Origin of the sequence: Faecalispora jeddahensis (assembly GCF_000577335.1) — a bacterium.
Classification (GTDB): Bacteria; Bacillota; Clostridia; order Oscillospirales; family Acutalibacteraceae; genus Faecalispora; species Faecalispora jeddahensis.
On record NZ_CBYL010000002.1, the window covers coordinates 38,443 to 54,691 of the forward strand.

Sequence of the window (16,249 nt, forward strand, 5' to 3'; positions counted from 1 at the left end):
AAAACAATCCAAAATAGTAGAGAGGAGATTAAACAAATGACAGTCCCTATGATTATTGCTCTTGCAATCACTGTGCTCATGATTATCCTGATCATGACAGAGAAACTCCCCTTCGGTGCACCTCCCCTGCTCGCCTGCCTGCTTCTGGTGCTTTTCGGCGTAGCCGATATCAAAACTGCTTTCGCGGGCTTCTCTAACGCCACGATTGTTATGCTTGCCTCTTTTATGGCAATCATAGCCGCTCTGCAAAAGACCAGCTTTATTACTGCCTTCAAGAACACGATGTACAACATGGCCAGCAAGGGTGGCTATAAGTCCTATGTACTGCTGGTTCTGGTGGTTATGCTGGGGACCAGCCTGTTCGGCACCGGCTCCACCGCATACTATGTTCTGACCCTGGGTTTGCTCTCCGCCATCCCTTACAATCCAAAGCTGCCCAGTTCAAAAATCATCATGTCTGCCGGCTTCGCTGCCAACCATCCCCTGATTCCTTTGAATGTGGCGTTGCAGTACGGCATTGTTGTCGCTGTTCTGCAAAGTGCCGGCGCTGCTGTGGGCGAGGTTAACATCGTAAGATTCACAATTGTCAACCTCATCCTTTCTCTGGCTTTTCTGGCATGGTGCCTGGTTGCGTACAAATCTTTGCCGGACCATCCCATTGCAGAGACAACGGAGGATGCCAAGGCCCCGGGCGAGAACGCTGCTGGAATGCCCAAGTGGAAAGAGTACACCACCTATTTTGCTTTTCTGGCTGCCGTTGTCGGCATGATCCTTCAGAGCAAGGTCGGCGATGCAGGCTATGTGGTTCCCGGCCTGGCTGTTGTTCTGCTGCTGGCCGTTGGCGCCATGGACTTCAAGGAGATCCGCGACGCCATCTGCTCCCCCATCATTTTGATGTCCGCAGGTGTGATCGGTGTTGCCGATGCACTGGGCAATACCGGCCTGACCGCTCTGGTTGGTGAGAGTGTAGCGAATATGCTGGGCAACAGCATCAATCCTTTCGTTCTTGTTTTCGCCTTCTGTGTGCTGACCAGTGTTCTGGCAACCCTCACCGGGTCCACTCTGGGTACCGTTTATGTTTTCGCTCCTTTGGCCATTTCCACCTGCTTGAGTCTGGGTCTGAACCCTACCGCTGCCGCTGCCGCCATCGTGGTTTCCGGCTGGAACGGACACTTCCTGCCCATCGACGGTATGCCCGCTATGATCATGGGCATAGGCAAATACAAGCTGACCGAGTTCTGGAAATTCACCGTTCCGATGTACTTTATCCGTTTGCTGGCTCTGTCTGCCGGAGCTCTGCTGATGTTCCCCATGTAAGCTTCTGAATGACTGCAACGAACAGTAATCTTCTGATCCATTCTCTTCTTTCCTGCATAGGAGGGCCCTACAGGTCCTCCACATATCGCCCAAGTGAATTGCCGGCCAAACCGGCGGTAACCAAACGCTTTTGCAGTATATCGAAAATCATATCCAGCTTTACATAAAAAGGATCATTTTCCGACATTCGGAGAAAGAGGTATGATTATGAACAACAAATTCGAACTGGAACACATCGGCATCAACACCCCCAATGCGGAGGAGGCGGCAAAGCTTGCCCAGCTTCTGAGCATGATGTTTAACCTGGAGCCCCGTCACGGACAAAAGTCCGAATTCAGCGGCCCTTATTTCGAGTGTATGAAGGCTCCCTTTCTGGGCACAAACGGTCATATCGCTATGCGCACGCCGGATCTGACCGCTGCCGTGGAAGAGCTCAAAGAAAAGGGCTTCTCCTTCAACATGGATACTGCCGCATACACCGAGGAGGGCAAGCTGAAGAACGTCTACCTGGACGGCGAGTTTGGCGGCTTTGCCATCCATATCATGCAAAAATAACGATAACATTCCTTCTAATCACTCAGCAAAAAGCAGTCCCGGATGGGGGCTGCTTTTTGCATTCTTTTTACGGAACGTGCTTTTCGGCTTTCCGTGCAATATGGACAGTGAGGGCCAAAGGCCGAAAAGAGAAAGGGGCTTTTGTTTCTCTGTCCTGATAACCACATATCAATAAAAACAGGAGGTTTTGCCGGCGGTCTTTTGTTTTGTCTGTGCTTATGCGGATTTTGGACGCGCCAAAATTCCTACGGATACATTTCGAAAGCAAAATTGAGGGATGAGATTATTTATAATTCTATAATCGATCAGAAACACTTACCTAATCCATCAGAAGAATTCGGAGCTGCACGCTTGTTCTTCCGGAATCAAATGCTGTTTTAAGGGCGGAAATCACTTAATCGCACGTTTGCTACGCAAAGTAGCAGATTTTTCATCAGATGCAAGCGATGATTGCTTGTTTCTTGATGGAACAAAGCATATCATGAATGCAGTGAATCTTTTAGGGGGATGAAAAGTGAGTTTAGCGGAAAAGATCAAAGAGCTGCGCAGGCAATACAATTTATCACAGGAACAGGTCGCGGGCAAAATCGGTGTTTCAAGGCAGGCAATTACCAAATGGGAAACGGGCGGCGGTCTGCCGGATATCGAAAATCTTATTTCCATCGCAGCGCTGTTCCATATTTCTGTTGATGAGCTTCTGTCTGCGGAAAAGCTGAAAGAGCATTCTGACGTGTTTCTGAATGAAAGCGTGACCGAGTACGACATCGACCTTTCAAAGCACTATGATTTTCATATCGGCGACGCCCATGAAGTGGTAATTCAGGGCAGCGATACGGAAAAACTAAAGGTGCGGCTGGCATCCAAGCTGCTCGACAAGCTGGAAAGCAAATATAAAATCAAACTGGATGACCGCAAAAACCGGATCGACATCAACGTGAAAAACATTGACGTCGGAAAAGCACAAACGCAAGATGCGCTCTATGTCATCCTCTCTTTACCGCAAAAGTTTCTTGCAGGTCTCGAAATTTCAGCCTTTGCATCGGTCTTAACGATTCGCAGCGTTGAAATCGGATTGATGGAGTTCAGCGGCAGAGTAAAATCCGTTCAAATAAGCGATTTTCACGGCCATTTGGAACTGGACTCTTCCTGCAATATGGAAATCACCTGCGGCGATCTTCATGGTCAAATCGATGTCAACCAAATCTCCGCCGCTTCTGTGATCCATATTCCTTCAGGAACGAGTTACTTTGCAAAGGCGAAGGGACGTTCGAACCATCTCTTGTTTACGCGTGACGGGAAAGAAATCGAGCCGTTTTGGACGTTCAATCGGATCGTCGGATCGAACTGAGCGGGATGAATTCAGAACTCAGGATCGACGAGTACACCAAGCTGCCGGAAAAGACGAGGGAGGCATCTTTATGAGCGTAAATAAATATCGTCGTCCGATTCTATTTTACGGTTTAGCCGTAGGAATCCCCTGGGTGTTTTGGTTTATCGCAGCCTATGTCAGCCACATAACGCCGGGCAACGATTTAAATACAACGCTGGCAAGCGTATTTGGAATCATTGGTCTGTCAGGCCCCATGGTCGTCGCCGCCTTTTTCATCCTCCCGGACAAAGAACTGCGCGATGATTTTCTTGGCAGGTTCTGTAACTTCAAAGGGATCAAACCCGTCTATCTTTTGGCGGCATGTTTTCTGATGCTTGCAAGTATTTTGCTCGCTCAGGCCATTTCCCTGCTGTTTGGATTCAGCGCGGATCAATTCCGCTTTTCGGGGACATTTTCCTTTTCCGCAGGTATTTACCCAGCATGGTTTATCCTGATCCTTGCACCGTTATTGGAAGAGATGGCCTGGCATACCTATGGCACAGACTGCCTGCGGGCGCGATTCAGCCTTTTCAGTGCTTCCATCCTGTTCGGAATCATCTGGATCACATGGCACATTCCGCTCAGCTTCATCAAGGATTATTATCAAAGCAATCTGGTTGCGTCGGGTTGGCTGTTTACCGCAAACTATGCAATTAGCATTATCCCCTTTGTGATCCTGATGAATTGGCTGTATTACAAAACGGAGCGCAATATTTTGGTGGCGATTGTTTTTCATATCACCGCAAACCTGTTTAACGAAATCTTCATGACGGATCCGCACAGCAAAGTCATTCAAACGCTTCTGCTGATTGTGCTGACAATTTTCCTCCTCATAAAAGAAAGAAATTTCTTTTATGACCCGGCCGGCTGCGCCGACGGCATGATTCCCGCATAGCTTTCTGCTGTTTTGATGTCAATGCTACTTGCGAATTACCTTCCAACCATCGATATTGTTGGATCTCTCCAAGTCCTATTCTTTTACTCGGATCAACAAAAAGCACCGCATAAGAATGCAGTTTCTTACGCGGTGCTTTTATTTGACAAACCCACTTTGATATGCACCTTAAGACGTTACGATCAATCCCTTGTTGACGCACGAACAGGTGCGGTATTACGGGCCTGTTTCGCATTTCAGGACAAAGATCGGCGGCCTGTCAAGGCGGCTCTTTTGCTTTTTGAAACCTCTGTCATGAAGAAGGGATTATTTTGGGGTATACAAAGGCATCTGCTTTCTGATCGCCTCTGCGAGCGCGGGAGAAGCCTGCTCCACGTTCCGCAAGACGGCTCGTTGGGTATCAGGCTGCGCCGCCACAAGTTCCGACGCAATATTATCCGCCAGGTTCTTCTTTTCCACATCAGAAAAAGCCTCGTACCTCTGGCCTGCTTGCGTAAAATTATCCGGGTTGGGGATTTCAGCGCGCATAATCTCGCCGGAGATATGTCTGCCCTCCCCGCTGGACACCATGGATGCGGGGGACCACCCCGGCTGTTTGTTGACGGGGATATTGCGATAATCGGGGCCCAGCCGATGACGCTGAGCATCCGAATAAATAAAGGTACGTCCCTGCAGAATCTTATCATCGGAAAACTCCAGCCCGGGAAGCAGATTCGCCGGATTGAAGGCCAATTTTTCAACCTGCTCGGCATAATTGTCCGGGTTGCGGTTTAAAACCATCTGCCCGACGGGGATAGAGGGATACCGCGCTTCGTCCCACACCTTGGTATCGTCCAAGGGATCGAACGGAAGCGTCTTTGCATCCTCGGGGTCCATCAGCTGTACACGCAGCTCGTATTCGACGGTCTTGCCCTGCGCGATACTGTCATACAGGTCGCTCCCGGCGATGTTCGGGTCTTTGCACGCCAGCTGCTGGGCCTCCTTGCGATCAATATACTCCTGCCCCGCTGCAGGAATCCAAATATATTTTACATAGCGCCGAACACCCTGCGCATTCTGCCAGACATAGGTGCTCACACTATACCCCCGGATATGGCGCAGGCTTTTGATCGTTCCCAAATCCGAAAAAAACCATACCAGCATATTGGTTGCCTCGGGATATTTGGCAAACATACTCCAGACCCGCTCCGGATCAGCCAGATTATTCACGGGGGAGGGCGAAAGATGGGCGATAACATCCGGTACACGGATCGCATCGCGTACAAAAAAGACAGGAAGATGGTTGCAGAGCAGATCGAAGTTTCCCTCGTCGGTATAAAACCTGGTACTGAACCCGCGCACATTCCTTAAGGTGTCCGGCGTTCCCTGATTGCCCGCCGCCAGAGAGAAGCGCACCGCCACCGGTACCTGCTGACCGGGCGTTTGCAAAAAACCGGCTTTGGTATATTCCTTCATTGAATGAGTGGTGCGAAAATAGCCAAAAGCGCCATACCCTTTTGTATGTATGCGCCGTGGAAGCGTGGTGGAGGATACAAAGTTCCCTAAAGTCTCATGCAGGGCGGTATCCTGCACAAGAACAGGCCCCCGTACACCCACTGTCTGCGAATGGGTTACATCCGGACTCCCGGTTTTTGCGGGTGCTGCGTTTGGGCGGGGCGTTTCGGCAGCCGTCGGCTGACTGCTCCTGTTGGCCCCCGGAGAAGACGATTGAGATTGATTCCGCTTGATTTGCTGGTTTTGTCTGCCTCCTTCGCGCATGGCTTTCTCTTGCTCTAATCGAAACCATCCGTTATTGTTGTTCACGTACACTCCTCCAAAGCGTGCAAAAAGCACAATGATAATACAGTATATTCATCATTATCATTCCTGTTGCGCATATTGCGATCTTCCATAAACCGATTCGTCAGATGGATGATGTTATCATCTGAAAGCAGTAAACTAACAGAAGAAATGATTTTGCAAGAGGATTGTGCAGTGCCCGCATCTATATGAAACGAATCAATTGATATAGCTACCGCCCGTTGCTGCCTGTACCCCATTGATATGACCGGATTTCTGCAAGCCCTATCGCCCCGTCCCGACCAAGTAAAAATACCAGCCGAAAGACTGGCGTTTTACTTGGCGCCGCCTGCGCACTGGTTATCCGTTCACTTTGCCCATACACGCCCTCGGCCTCCGGATTCTGATAACGTACAGAAATATCCGAAATCATTCTGAACGCCAAAAAGACATCGCTTTCCGTCAAGGAGAAGCGATGTCTTTTTTCATTCGGGAAGGTATGGTATGATGATAGATGTCAGCTTCATATAACCACACGATACGGACAAAATAAAATTTGTCGAGCAGTTTTGAGCCGGGATTTATGGATCATCCGGCATAAAAACGCCGTTGCAACCACCGGTTGACAGATCTCCAAGTGCAGATGGTGGCGACGCAACTGCCGGATTTCTTATAATGACATTACCAAACGAAAGGGGTGTCAGTCATGAACATCGCAGACAGAATTCAAAACTTAAGAAAAGCAAAGGGAATTTCACAGGAGGAACTGGCAGACAAGGTTGGCGTATCGCGTCAGGCCGTATCCAAATGGGAAAGCGAGCAGAGCGTCCCCGATTTGGATAAGGTCATCATTATGAGTGAATATTTTGATGTGACGACGGATTATATCCTCAGGGGCATCGAGCCGGCGGTCAATGACCAGGGAGCGCACGCCGTTTTAACCAGCAAAATCCTGTACATCGCATCCACTGCCTTTCTTGCGATCGGCCTGTTTTGCGCGTTCGGCGGTTGGTATGAACAGCAGACGGCGGACATTATTTGGGGATCTATGATTATTCAGGCCGTTGGCGTGGCGGGATATTTCATCGGCACGCTGTTATCAGGCGCAAAAGCGTCGTTTGCGATAAATTGGCTGAATATTCTGCTGGCCGTATTTATGCCGCTCAGTCTGATTGTCGCCGTTTGTTTCAGAAGTATCGCCGCGCCGTATCCGACAGAGATCACCACCGGCGTTGTGTTTGCAGCAGTATATTTGATTACAGCCGGACTGAGCTTTGTGATTCTGAAAAGGAAGGCCAAAAAAGAATAGCAGGCGTGCTGTAAATTCCAATACATCTATTGTCAATTTGAAAGGCCGCCGATTTCATCGGCGGCCTTTCAGTTTATCTTTATCCATCTGCTTTGTTGGCAACCAATACTATAATGACGCTCTCCCAAAAGTAAGTAATTACATTTTGGAGGGGTATACTTCTAAATTAATAATAAAACTAAAAGGGTGGATTTTATGGCTCAGCCTAGGAATCATCACTTTGTACCACAAACATATTTGAGGTATTTTTCTGCATATGACGGAAAAATTGGAGTTTTTGATAAAAGCACTCAAAAAAGATTTGAAACGACTACTCACAATATTGCTGCAAAAAGGGATTTTTATCGTGATACTCTTTTAAAAGATGAATTCTATTGGGAGCATTTTTACGCACGAAAAGCTGAGCCACTTATACCACATACATTTGACATGGTTCGATTTGCCAACTATTGTACTGACAACGCATGTAAAATTTTGAATAGTGATTTTAGGGTGAAACTATCTTATATAATATTTTCACAGATAATACGCGCAAATAAAGCCTATCAAACATGGTTAAATTACGGTTCACAGGTCAACAGGGAAAGGTTTCTTTCCCGTGAAGGGTCATACTTGCTGTCAAATAAAGAAATTCGGTCGCGTTTATTACGAATGATCAATTCCAATGATTTTGTTTTATCAGAAATGGAATCTTTGCTTAGTATGATTTGGCTCGTATATAGAACGGCAAGCAAGTCAAATTCTTTTCAAACGAGTGATAATCCTGTGGCGTTCTACCATATTCCTTCAAAATCTTGTAATATAGTAGAATATGGGCCTATTTATAAAAATTGTGTCATTCTTTTCCCAATTTCCGATGAATTATGTATCGTTCTATGTCCCCCTGATAACACGGAAAGTCACATTCTCATGCCTTATTCAAACTGTATTCTTGAAGCACCTGTGGACTTAATAAATGCATGTAATGAAATTCAACTACAGCAATGCATTCGCCAAACTTATTATAAACCATATCAAAAGCCTTCCACAAAATATTGATCGTATTTGTTCTTGTAATACGAATTGCTTACTTCTCATTGATATTACTGGATTTCTTCAAGTCCTATCATCCTACTCCAACCAAGAAAAGACCGCCGATTTCATCGGCGGTCTTTTTTGCTATGTCCATCCCTCTCAAGGGCAGGTATAACATATAAATTTACAGTACATAAAGCCAAAATCACCCGTGAAGAAACAGAATTCTCTTTTTTCCAAATTTATCCTATTATCATCTTGACTTTCGGACTCCGTAAGTGCTATGCTTAAGGAGTCCCGAAGTGAGGTGATAATTTGGGAACAAAAAAGATGGGCCGTCCAACGGACAACCCCAAAGCGCATCAAATGACCGTTAAGTTCGACGATGAATGTATCAAAATCCTCGAGATTTACAGCGAACAGGAGAATGTTCCAAAAACGGAAGCGGTCAGGCGCGGGGTTATGAAGTTAAAGGATGACCTCAAAAAATGAAAGGAAGCGGCGCACACTCAGCAAAGCAAGCCGCCACTTCCCCAACCGACAATTGCCCAAGGGCAAATGCAGTGTAAATATTGTACCATACGCTGCAACTCCTTTCAAGCAATGTCGGACGACATACAGAAAGGAAGGAGAAAGAGGATGATTTGGCAGCGAAAGAAATCACTCTCCAACACGGTCTCCCTTTAGCGAGTAGTTCGGATTTTTGTTTTTTTCAAAATATTCCAAATAAACAGTTGACAAATAGGGTCACCCGCTCTTATAATCAAGGTGACCCTATTCTACTGGGAGGTGTTATACTGGAAACGGGTAAAAAGAGAGGCCCCAAAACAGATAATCCAAAGCTGTACCGAATGGCAGTGAAGTATGACGAAGAGTGCAAACAGATTTTAGATGCTTACTGTGAGCAGGAAAACGTCAACAAAATGGAAGCCGCCCGGCGCGGGATTAAGAAGTTGAAGGATGACCTCAAAAAATGAAAGGAAGCGGCGCACACTCAACAAAGTCACACGCCACTTCCCCAACCGACAAATGCCCAAGGGCAAATGCAGTGTAAATATTGTACCATACACTGCAGTTCCTTTCAAGCAATGTCGGGCGACATACAGAAAGGAAGTTTTAAAATGATTATTCGGCAGCTAAAAAAAGACCAGTTTGAAAGCCTACACAGCTCCCTGATCAGAAAAGCCCGTTCCGAACCGCTGGAAGCAAGCTACACCGTCACGATGACCATCAATGGCGCGGAGTATGCCGTTAAGGTTCAGCCGGAGCCGCACAACAAAATCGCTATTTTGCAGGCATTGCGCATTTACCGCGAGGAGCACGGGCCCAACTTTGAATTGATCACGCAGGGCAATGTATTATCTTCTCTGCTGGAACTGCTGATCTATCAGGGCGTCGCATAGAAATGATTCAGGAAAAGCCCCGGAACGGAACCTTCGTTTTGGGGCTTTTGATTCGCTCTTAGGCAGATTTGCGGCTCAAACCCGGTGCGGGTTCGGGCCGCAAATCCCGCAGGGCTACTCCCTAGCAAAATGAAGTGACAGGCCTGCCTTTCTATGGTACAATTTGGGTAATCCCTGTTTTCCAAAGCGGAACAAAGCCCCTGGCATCAAAAAACATACTTGGTCGGAGGAAGCGTATGTTTGCAGTCAACACCTATGAACAGATCGAAAAAATAGAGCGCGAGCTTGGGGAACAGCACATCGTGATCCTGCTGTTTGTCCGGCCGAGCCTGCAGGGCGCCAAAGAGATCATCGATGAATTTGATTATATCCATTACAATTCCGGGAAGCTCTGCTCGATTTACGCAGTGGGATACACCAATGATTCGGAGCTGGCCAAGACGAACGGGTATCGCAAGCTGGACCGAAAGTACGGCGCCGACTGGTATTTCAGCGATAAAGCCTTTGTCGACTTTAAAAACAATCTGGAAGGCCGGCTGAACTGGAAATACTCTGGCGAAATCGAATTGATCGTTCTTCAGAGCAACCCCAATGGAAGCAGAATTCTGAACTTTCAGAACTATGTCGCCATTGATGTGAATTATGGAATCCGGAAGGAATACATTGATTCCTTTCCCAGATTGATGGAATCGCTGATTCGAAGCTCGCGTTCAGAGGTCACCGCGATTGAAGCCATGAAAAAAGTCGGGCATTCCCGCATCAGCGTCAAAAACGTGGTACTCAATACGATTGAAGAGTGTAAAAAAGTGCCGACCCCTGTGAAGAACATTGTGAAGGATCGGCTGTTCTACCTGACCTCGACCCATCAACCGAACAGCTAAAAGGAATGCAGCCTGCTGACTGCTGCCAACCGTTTACAGAAGCACGAATAACACAAGGGGCCAAAAAGAGCATGCTCTTTTTGGCCCCTCTTATCTGGATTCCGCCGCCCGTTCTGGAAAGTTTAACATGTCAGAAGAGTGGGCGGAACCATATGATTTGAATGAAATATCGCTGTTTTGCAGATCACATCAGCAATCGACTCCGCCGTCAACCCGCAAAAGCTGCCCTGTGACAAAGGAGGAATCCTCCGTCGCAAAAAACAGCGCCACGGTTCCGATTTCTCTGCCCTGACCAATCCGTTTCAGGGGGGACATTTCTTTCATCCCTCCTACAGCGGCTTCTCCGCCTGCGCTGTCGAGCATTGCCGTACTGATTGCTCCGGGCAGAATGGCGTTCACCCGGATTTCCGGCCCCAATTCACGGGCCAGTGCTTTTGTCAATCCGTTCATCGCGTGCTTAGAGGTGCAATAGGCCGCCGCGCCCCATCTTGCCGAGGTTCCCGCGATAGACCCTGTATTGATGATATAGCCTTGTCCCTTCGCTTTCATGATGGGGGCAACCTTCTTCGATAAAAGCAAAGCGGCCGTCAGGTTGACCTGCATGATCTTATCCCATTCTTCAATGGGAACATCGATGGAGCTCTTGATGCTGAGCAGCCCGGCGTTATTGAATAATATGTCCACCGTTCCATATTTTTCAAGTGTCTCGTCCACGATCTGATCCAACGACTGCCTGTCGGAGAGGTCGGCGATGACATAGGATGCTTCTCCACCGCTTTTTTTGATTGTCTCCACGACTTCTTTCGCTCTCGCTTCATCTCTTCCGGTGATCACGACCTTCGCGCCCTCTTCCGCAAACACATAAGCCGTATCTCTGCCCATGCCTGAAGTCGCTCCGGTAATAATTGCTACTTTTCCGTCTAATCTGCCCATTTTCTTCTCTCCTTTATCTTGATATGATTTTGGTAGTCTGTGATGGATATTTTTATAACAATCCATTTACTCACTATAGTATATTGTTTTCAAAAGGATTTCAATATATGGAACGTTTTCAGAAGATAGAATTTTGGGTCCTCGCCATTGTTTATATTGCCTAATTTTACCAAACTTACTCTTTTTCACTTTATCATTTTTATAAAATTTTGTAAAACAGGAATACTTTTGGCTGAATGATGCAGTTCACTGAAATGTGCACTCTGACTGTACCCCCACACAGGGCAGTGAGCGCCGGAGGTACAATTGAAATCTTTGTATATGCATGTCCGAAAATGGCTGGCTTTTGAAGAAATAGATGATATAATAACCTCACAGTGCAAACCAAAGCAAAGCTTCGGGCACTGAGAGAGCATTGAATCATCTTGGTGATCGCGATGATTTCAAGGCTCTTTGAAGAGCAATTTCAAATTCATGATATTCATTCCAGTCAAAAGGGGGCGTGATGATGCAGACAGCTGAAGACAGGGCCCGGTATGCGGCATTTGAATCCAAAGACGCACGATTTGACGGACGCTTTTTCGTGGGAATATCCACGACGGGCATTTATTGCCGCCCGGTATGCCGGGCAAAGCTGCCAAAGCCCGAAAACTGCTCTTTTTATACCACCGCAGCCGCGGCGGAGCTGGCCGGTTTTCGCCCCTGCCTTTTATGCCGCCCGGAGCTTGCCCCAGGCAACGCGCGTGTGGACGCCGTTTCTTCTCTTGCGCACCGGGCTGCAAGGCTGCTGGAAGAAAACTGCGGGAACGAGCAAAGCATAGCGGAGCTGGCCGGGCAGCTTGGCTGCACAGACCGCCACCTGCGCCGGGCATTTGCAGCGGAGTATCACGTCACTCCCATTCAATACCTGCAAACCTGCCGACTGCTGCTCGCCAAAAATCTGCTGACGGACACAGAGCTCTCGGTCATCGACGTTGCGATGGCCTCCGGCTTCGGCAGTTTACGGCGCTTTAATGACCTTTTCCAAAAGCATTACCGGCTTGCGCCTACCGCACTTCGCCGACAGGCTGCGGGCAAAAAAGAACCGCACAGCGATGTGACCGTAGCGTTAGGGTACCGCCCACCCTATCAGTGGCAGCAGATGCTGGACTTTCTGGCGCTGCGCGCGATCCCCGGTGTGGAAATCGTCAGCAACGGGGAGTACCTGCGCACCGTGTGCCTGAAAACCGGTGACCGGCAGGTGTATGGCTGGGTGCGGATAGGCCATCAGCCGCAAAAAAACGCGCTCACTGTTACAATGAACGATTCCCTGCTGCCTGTGCTGCCACAAGTGCTTTCCCGGATTCGTCACCTGTTCGACTTATACTGTGACCCGGATGCGGTCTACGAAGGTCTTGCTTCCATGAACCAGATCCACCCCGGCCTTTGCGTTCGGGGCACCCGTGTACCCGGCAGCTTTGACCCCTTCGAGATGACTGTGCGGGCAGTGCTCGGGCAGCAGATTACCGTAAAAGGTGCGCGCACGTTAGCCGCAAGGCTTGTGGCGGCTTACGGCACCCCCATTCAGACCGATATTGAGGGCTTGACTCATACCTTTCCCTCACCGGAAGCAATGCTTGCTTTTTACGGAACGATCGGCGATCATCTCGGCCCGCTCGGAATTACCGGAGCGCGGGCAAATACGATTCTGGAGCTGGCGCGGGCCTTTCTGCTGGGAACCATCGATTTCAGCTTCTGCCCTCAGCCGGAAGCAGAGCTGCAAAAGCTGATGGCACTTCCCGGTATTGGGCCATGGACGGCACAGTACATCTCCATGCGCGCGATGGGATGGACCGACGCTTTCCCGCACACGGATTATGGCATTCAAAAAGCACTCGCCCCCCGTACATCAAAGGAAATATTGGATTTGGCCGAAACGTGGCGGCCCTGGCGCAGCTATGCGACGGTGAATCTATGGAACTCTTTCTAAAAACAGGAGGGAAATATGTTTTATTCAACACAGCATTCATCACCCGTAGGGACAATTACGCTGGCAAGCGACGGTAACAGCCTTGTCGGCCTGTGGATACAGGATCAAAAGTACTTTGGCGGCAGCGTAGCGCAAGCCATGACCGAAAGCCCCGATCTGCCGATTTTCACCGCCGCAAAAGAATGGCTGGACAAGTATTTTTCCGGCCAAAAGCCCGCAATTGCCGAGCTGTCCCTGGCCCCGAACGGAAGCGAGTTCCGCAAAGCGGTATGGGAAATTCTCTGTGAAATCCCCTACGGCGAAGTCACCACTTACGGGGAGATCGCCAAAAAAATGGCGGCCCGGATGAATCAGAAGCACATGTCTGCGCAGGCAATCGGCGGAGCTGTGGGTCATAATCCCATCTCGATCATCATTCCCTGCCACCGGGTTGTGGGGTCAAACGGCAGCCTGACCGGTTACGCCGGCGGCATCGATAAAAAAATCCGGCTGCTGGAGCACGAAGGTGCAGATTTATCGAAGCTATTTATCCCTGTCAAGGGAACCGCGCTCTGATGATCATATTATCTAATATCCGCTCTCCAAATCTGGATAAAAATAGTCAAAATGGAATTTATTTGATTTGGACATTGACTTTCAAAAAACGCTTTGTTATGCTAATTTATAAAGTTAGGTATAGCTAACAAAATTCATCTGAATTGATTTTCTTCTATCCATTCTGATTATGAGGGCGGACACAATTTCATTTTATTGTGTCTGAATGTTAGTTTTAACTAACCCAGTGATGTGCAGGATTGGATGTGACAGACTTGTATAAAATCGCCATTTATGGCAAGGGCGGAATCGGGAAATCCACAACAACCTCGAACCTTTCCGCCGCACTGGCTCTGCAAGGCTACCGGGTCATGCAGATTGGGTGCGACCCCAAGGCCGACTCTACGAAAAACCTGATGAAAGGCCGCCGGATCCCTACCGTGCTTGATCAGATTCGTGAAAAAGGGAATGGCCTGAAGCTGGAGGATATTGCGTTCTCCGGATTTTCCAACGTGATCTGTGTGGAATCCGGCGGGCCGACTCCGGGCATCGGATGCGCGGGACGCGGCATTATTACGGCCTTCAACAAGCTGGAGGAGCTGAACGCCTACGAGGTGTATCGGCCGGATATCGTCTTCTACGATGTGCTGGGAGATGTGGTATGCGGCGGCTTTGCCATGCCCATCCGCGGCGGATACGCAGACCGCGTTTTTATTGTGACCTCCGGTGAAATGATGTCTTTATATGCCGCCTGCAATATTTCGCAGGCGATCAAGAATTTCGGGAATCGCGGTTACGCGGAATTTTCCGGCATGATTCTCAATTCACGGAACATTGAAAACGAGCTGGAGCTGGTACAGAAAGCGGCCCAGGAAATCGGAACCGACATTGTAAAAGTGGTTCCGCGCAGCCCGGATGTACAGCGTGCCGAAAACGATGGAAAAACAGTGATTGAAGCGTTCCCCGACTGCGAAATGGCAAAGGAATACTTAGACCTTGCTTCAAAGGTAATGGAGGTGTGCGGCCATGAATAGCTGCGGGTGCTTTGAATCCACGCTGCATTATGCCACCCCTGCCCACGGCGGATGGGGTGTTGTCCGCATGGGGATGCTCGCCCCAGAAAGCTACCAGCTTTTCATCTGTCCCTTTGCCTGCGGCCGGCACGGCGCGCTGGGCGCACTCAAGCAGGGACTGAAAGACCGGATTTCTTACTATTATGTGGATCAGAGCGACATCATCAACGGATACGACGATCTGATTCTAAACGCAGTGGAGGAACTGCTGCGTGTGCTGAAAAAACGCCCGCGCGCCATGTTTGTGTTTGTCAGCTGCCTGGACGACCTGATCGGCACGGACTGCGATGCAGCAGAAGCCGAACTGGAGCTGCGCCACCCGGATATTCAGTTCCGCATGGCGCACATGAACCCGATCACTCTTGGTTCGGACGAACCGCCGCCGATCGGGATTCAAAAAAGGATTTACAGCCTGCTCTCAAAACAGCCTGAGCGTGACGGCGGGGTCAACAGCATCGGCAATCTGGTTGCGGTCGACCTAGAATGCGAGCTGCACAAAATGCTGACGCAGGAGGGCGTTTCCGGCCTGCGTCACGTCAGCCAGTATCAGGATTTTGACAAGTGGCAAGAAATGGCCAAAAGCTCCGCCAATCTGGTATTAATGCCTCCCGGAATGAAGGCCGCAAAAGAAATGGAAGCGCGCTGTGGAATCCCCTATCGGTTTTTCCCGGTCAGTTACGATCTGGATGTGGTTGCTGAGCAATATCGGGGCATTCACGAGTTCCTTCGCCCAAACACCGCCCCCATTTATGATGTAACCGCGGACAGAGAAGCCGCCGAAAAGGCCGTTGAACATACGGTAAAAAAGCTGGGCAAGCTGCCCTTGATTCTCGATTCCTCCGCCGTGGTGCGCCCGTTCAGTCTGGCAAAGGCGCTCGGCAAATACGGCTTTACCGTTCACAGAATCTTTGCGCAGGAGGTTATTCCGTCTGACCGCGAGGCCTTTGAATGGGTGACGGAGCATATGCCCACGGTGGAGATTTTACAGCCGGAGCACAACGACATCGTGAAATTCGACAGGCGCTTTCCGGGCAGCCTTTCCATCGGCGTGAACGCCGCTTACATTTCCGGCTCTGAGCATGTGATCGACTTATTTGCCGACGAGGGTCTGTTCGGGTATTACGGCATCCGAAGGCTGATGGAGCTGATGGAAGAGGCCGCGGATACTGTGATTGACCTGCGCGTGCTGATTGAAGACTATGGATTGGTGGTGTAATC

The 16,249-nt window shown here is 49.1% G+C and carries 16 protein-coding genes; 14 read left to right on the forward strand and 2 right to left on the reverse strand.

The features are described from left to right. Positions 1–36: 36 nt before the first annotated feature. The 4 genes from TY09_RS01000 (at position 37) to TY09_RS01015 (ending at position 4,136) form a co-directional block, all read left to right on the forward strand. Entirely contained in the window at positions 37–1,317 is a 1,281-nt protein-coding gene (locus TY09_RS01000) for an SLC13 family permease (RefSeq protein ID WP_042430218.1), read from the forward strand. A gap of 207 nt (positions 1,318–1,524) precedes the next feature. Continuing rightward, positions 1,525–1,872 carry a VOC family protein gene (locus TY09_RS01005; RefSeq protein ID WP_042430444.1) on the forward strand — a complete coding sequence of 116 codons (348 nt, stop codon included), beginning with the start codon at positions 1,525–1,527 and terminating at the stop codon, positions 1,870–1,872. 514 nt (positions 1,873–2,386) lie between these two features. After that, a complete protein-coding gene (locus tag TY09_RS01010) occupies positions 2,387–3,220 on the forward strand; it encodes a helix-turn-helix transcriptional regulator (protein WP_052335532.1) in 834 nt (277 codons plus the stop codon). Positions 3,221–3,290: 70 nt separating this feature from the next. Further along, entirely contained in the window at positions 3,291–4,136 is an 846-nt protein-coding gene (locus tag TY09_RS01015; RefSeq protein ID WP_042430220.1) for a CPBP family intramembrane glutamic endopeptidase, read from the forward strand. A 306-nt stretch (positions 4,137–4,442) separates the two neighbouring features. On the opposite strand, the gene TY09_RS01020 is transcribed toward TY09_RS01015, so the two are convergent. Further along, a complete protein-coding gene (locus TY09_RS01020) occupies positions 4,443–5,939 on the reverse strand; it encodes a catalase (RefSeq protein ID WP_242841413.1) in 1,497 nt (498 codons plus the stop codon). Positions 5,940–6,621: 682 nt separating this feature from the next. On the opposite strand from TY09_RS01020, the gene TY09_RS01025 reads away from it, so the two are divergent. From TY09_RS01025 to TY09_RS01040, 6 genes are all read left to right on the forward strand, one after another. Beyond that, positions 6,622–7,224: a helix-turn-helix domain-containing protein gene (locus TY09_RS01025; RefSeq protein ID WP_009062444.1), complete on the forward strand. Its 603-nt coding sequence runs from the start codon at positions 6,622–6,624 to the stop codon at positions 7,222–7,224. A gap of 195 nt (positions 7,225–7,419) precedes the next feature. Then, positions 7,420–8,262, forward strand: a complete 843-nt coding sequence (locus TY09_RS17815) for a DUF4238 domain-containing protein (RefSeq protein ID WP_074432599.1) — start codon at positions 7,420–7,422, stop codon at positions 8,260–8,262. 291 nt (positions 8,263–8,553) lie between these two features. Then, the gene (locus TY09_RS18500) at positions 8,554–8,730 is read left to right on the forward strand and encodes a ribbon-helix-helix domain-containing protein (RefSeq protein ID WP_187119567.1); all 177 of its coding nucleotides are present in this window, start codon (positions 8,554–8,556) and stop codon (positions 8,728–8,730) included. A gap of 152 nt (positions 8,731–8,882) precedes the next feature. Further along, the gene (locus TY09_RS01030) at positions 8,883–9,215 is read left to right on the forward strand and encodes a hypothetical protein (RefSeq protein ID WP_042430223.1); all 333 of its coding nucleotides are present in this window, start codon (positions 8,883–8,885) and stop codon (positions 9,213–9,215) included. Between the two features lie 144 nt (positions 9,216–9,359). Next, complete coding sequence (locus tag TY09_RS01035; RefSeq protein ID WP_009062811.1) at positions 9,360–9,641, forward strand: hypothetical protein; 282 nt, start codon at positions 9,360–9,362, stop codon at positions 9,639–9,641. Between the two features lie 236 nt (positions 9,642–9,877). Next, positions 9,878–10,522: a beta/alpha barrel domain-containing protein gene (locus tag TY09_RS01040; protein WP_042430226.1), complete on the forward strand. Its 645-nt coding sequence runs from the start codon at positions 9,878–9,880 to the stop codon at positions 10,520–10,522. 189 nt (positions 10,523–10,711) lie between these two features. Here the strand turns inward: TY09_RS01040 and TY09_RS01045 are convergent, their stop codons facing one another. Next, on the reverse strand, positions 10,712–11,455 hold the full coding sequence (locus TY09_RS01045) for an SDR family NAD(P)-dependent oxidoreductase (protein WP_042430229.1): 744 nt from the start codon (positions 11,453–11,455) through the stop codon (positions 10,712–10,714). Positions 11,456–11,960: 505 nt separating this feature from the next. Between TY09_RS01045 and TY09_RS01050 the strand changes: the two genes are divergently transcribed. From TY09_RS01050 to TY09_RS01065, 4 genes are all read left to right on the forward strand, one after another. Beyond that, a complete protein-coding gene (locus tag TY09_RS01050) occupies positions 11,961–13,424 on the forward strand; it encodes a DNA-3-methyladenine glycosylase 2 family protein (RefSeq protein ID WP_187119568.1) in 1,464 nt (487 codons plus the stop codon). Between the two features lie 15 nt (positions 13,425–13,439). Further along, positions 13,440–13,979 (forward strand): methylated-DNA--[protein]-cysteine S-methyltransferase, encoded by a 540-nt coding sequence (locus TY09_RS01055; RefSeq protein ID WP_042430235.1) that lies wholly within the window; start codon positions 13,440–13,442, stop codon positions 13,977–13,979. 254 nt (positions 13,980–14,233) lie between these two features. Next, positions 14,234–14,992: a nucleotide-binding protein gene (locus tag TY09_RS01060; RefSeq protein ID WP_147584571.1), complete on the forward strand. Its 759-nt coding sequence runs from the start codon at positions 14,234–14,236 to the stop codon at positions 14,990–14,992. Beyond that, the gene (locus TY09_RS01065) at positions 14,985–16,247 is read left to right on the forward strand and encodes a nitrogenase component 1 (RefSeq protein ID WP_042430239.1); all 1,263 of its coding nucleotides are present in this window, start codon (positions 14,985–14,987) and stop codon (positions 16,245–16,247) included. Before TY09_RS01060 ends, TY09_RS01065 begins: the two co-directional genes overlap by 8 nt. Positions 16,248–16,249 lie beyond the last annotated feature (2 nt).

Excerpts from the sequence above, each read along its gene's own strand:
- TY09_RS01000 (WP_042430218.1), top strand. The coding sequence starts at position 37 with ATGACAGTCCCTATGATTATTGCTCTTGCAATCACTGTGCTCATGATT.
- TY09_RS01005 (WP_042430444.1), top strand. The coding sequence starts at position 1,525 with ATGAACAACAAATTCGAACTGGAACACATCGGCATCAACACCCCCAAT.
- TY09_RS01015 (WP_042430220.1), top strand. The coding sequence starts at position 3,291 with ATGAGCGTAAATAAATATCGTCGTCCGATTCTATTTTACGGTTTAGCC.
- TY09_RS01025 (WP_009062444.1), top strand. The coding sequence starts at position 6,622 with ATGAACATCGCAGACAGAATTCAAAACTTAAGAAAAGCAAAGGGAATT.
- TY09_RS17815 (WP_074432599.1), top strand. The coding sequence starts at position 7,420 with ATGGCTCAGCCTAGGAATCATCACTTTGTACCACAAACATATTTGAGG.
- TY09_RS01035 (WP_009062811.1), top strand. The coding sequence starts at position 9,360 with ATGATTATTCGGCAGCTAAAAAAAGACCAGTTTGAAAGCCTACACAGC.
- TY09_RS01040 (WP_042430226.1), top strand. The coding sequence starts at position 9,878 with ATGTTTGCAGTCAACACCTATGAACAGATCGAAAAAATAGAGCGCGAG.
- TY09_RS01045 (WP_042430229.1), bottom strand. The coding sequence starts at position 11,455 with ATGGGCAGATTAGACGGAAAAGTAGCAATTATTACCGGAGCGACTTCA.
- TY09_RS01050 (WP_187119568.1), top strand. The coding sequence starts at position 11,961 with ATGATGCAGACAGCTGAAGACAGGGCCCGGTATGCGGCATTTGAATCC.
- TY09_RS01055 (WP_042430235.1), top strand. The coding sequence starts at position 13,440 with ATGTTTTATTCAACACAGCATTCATCACCCGTAGGGACAATTACGCTG.
- TY09_RS01065 (WP_042430239.1), top strand. The coding sequence starts at position 14,985 with ATGAATAGCTGCGGGTGCTTTGAATCCACGCTGCATTATGCCACCCCT.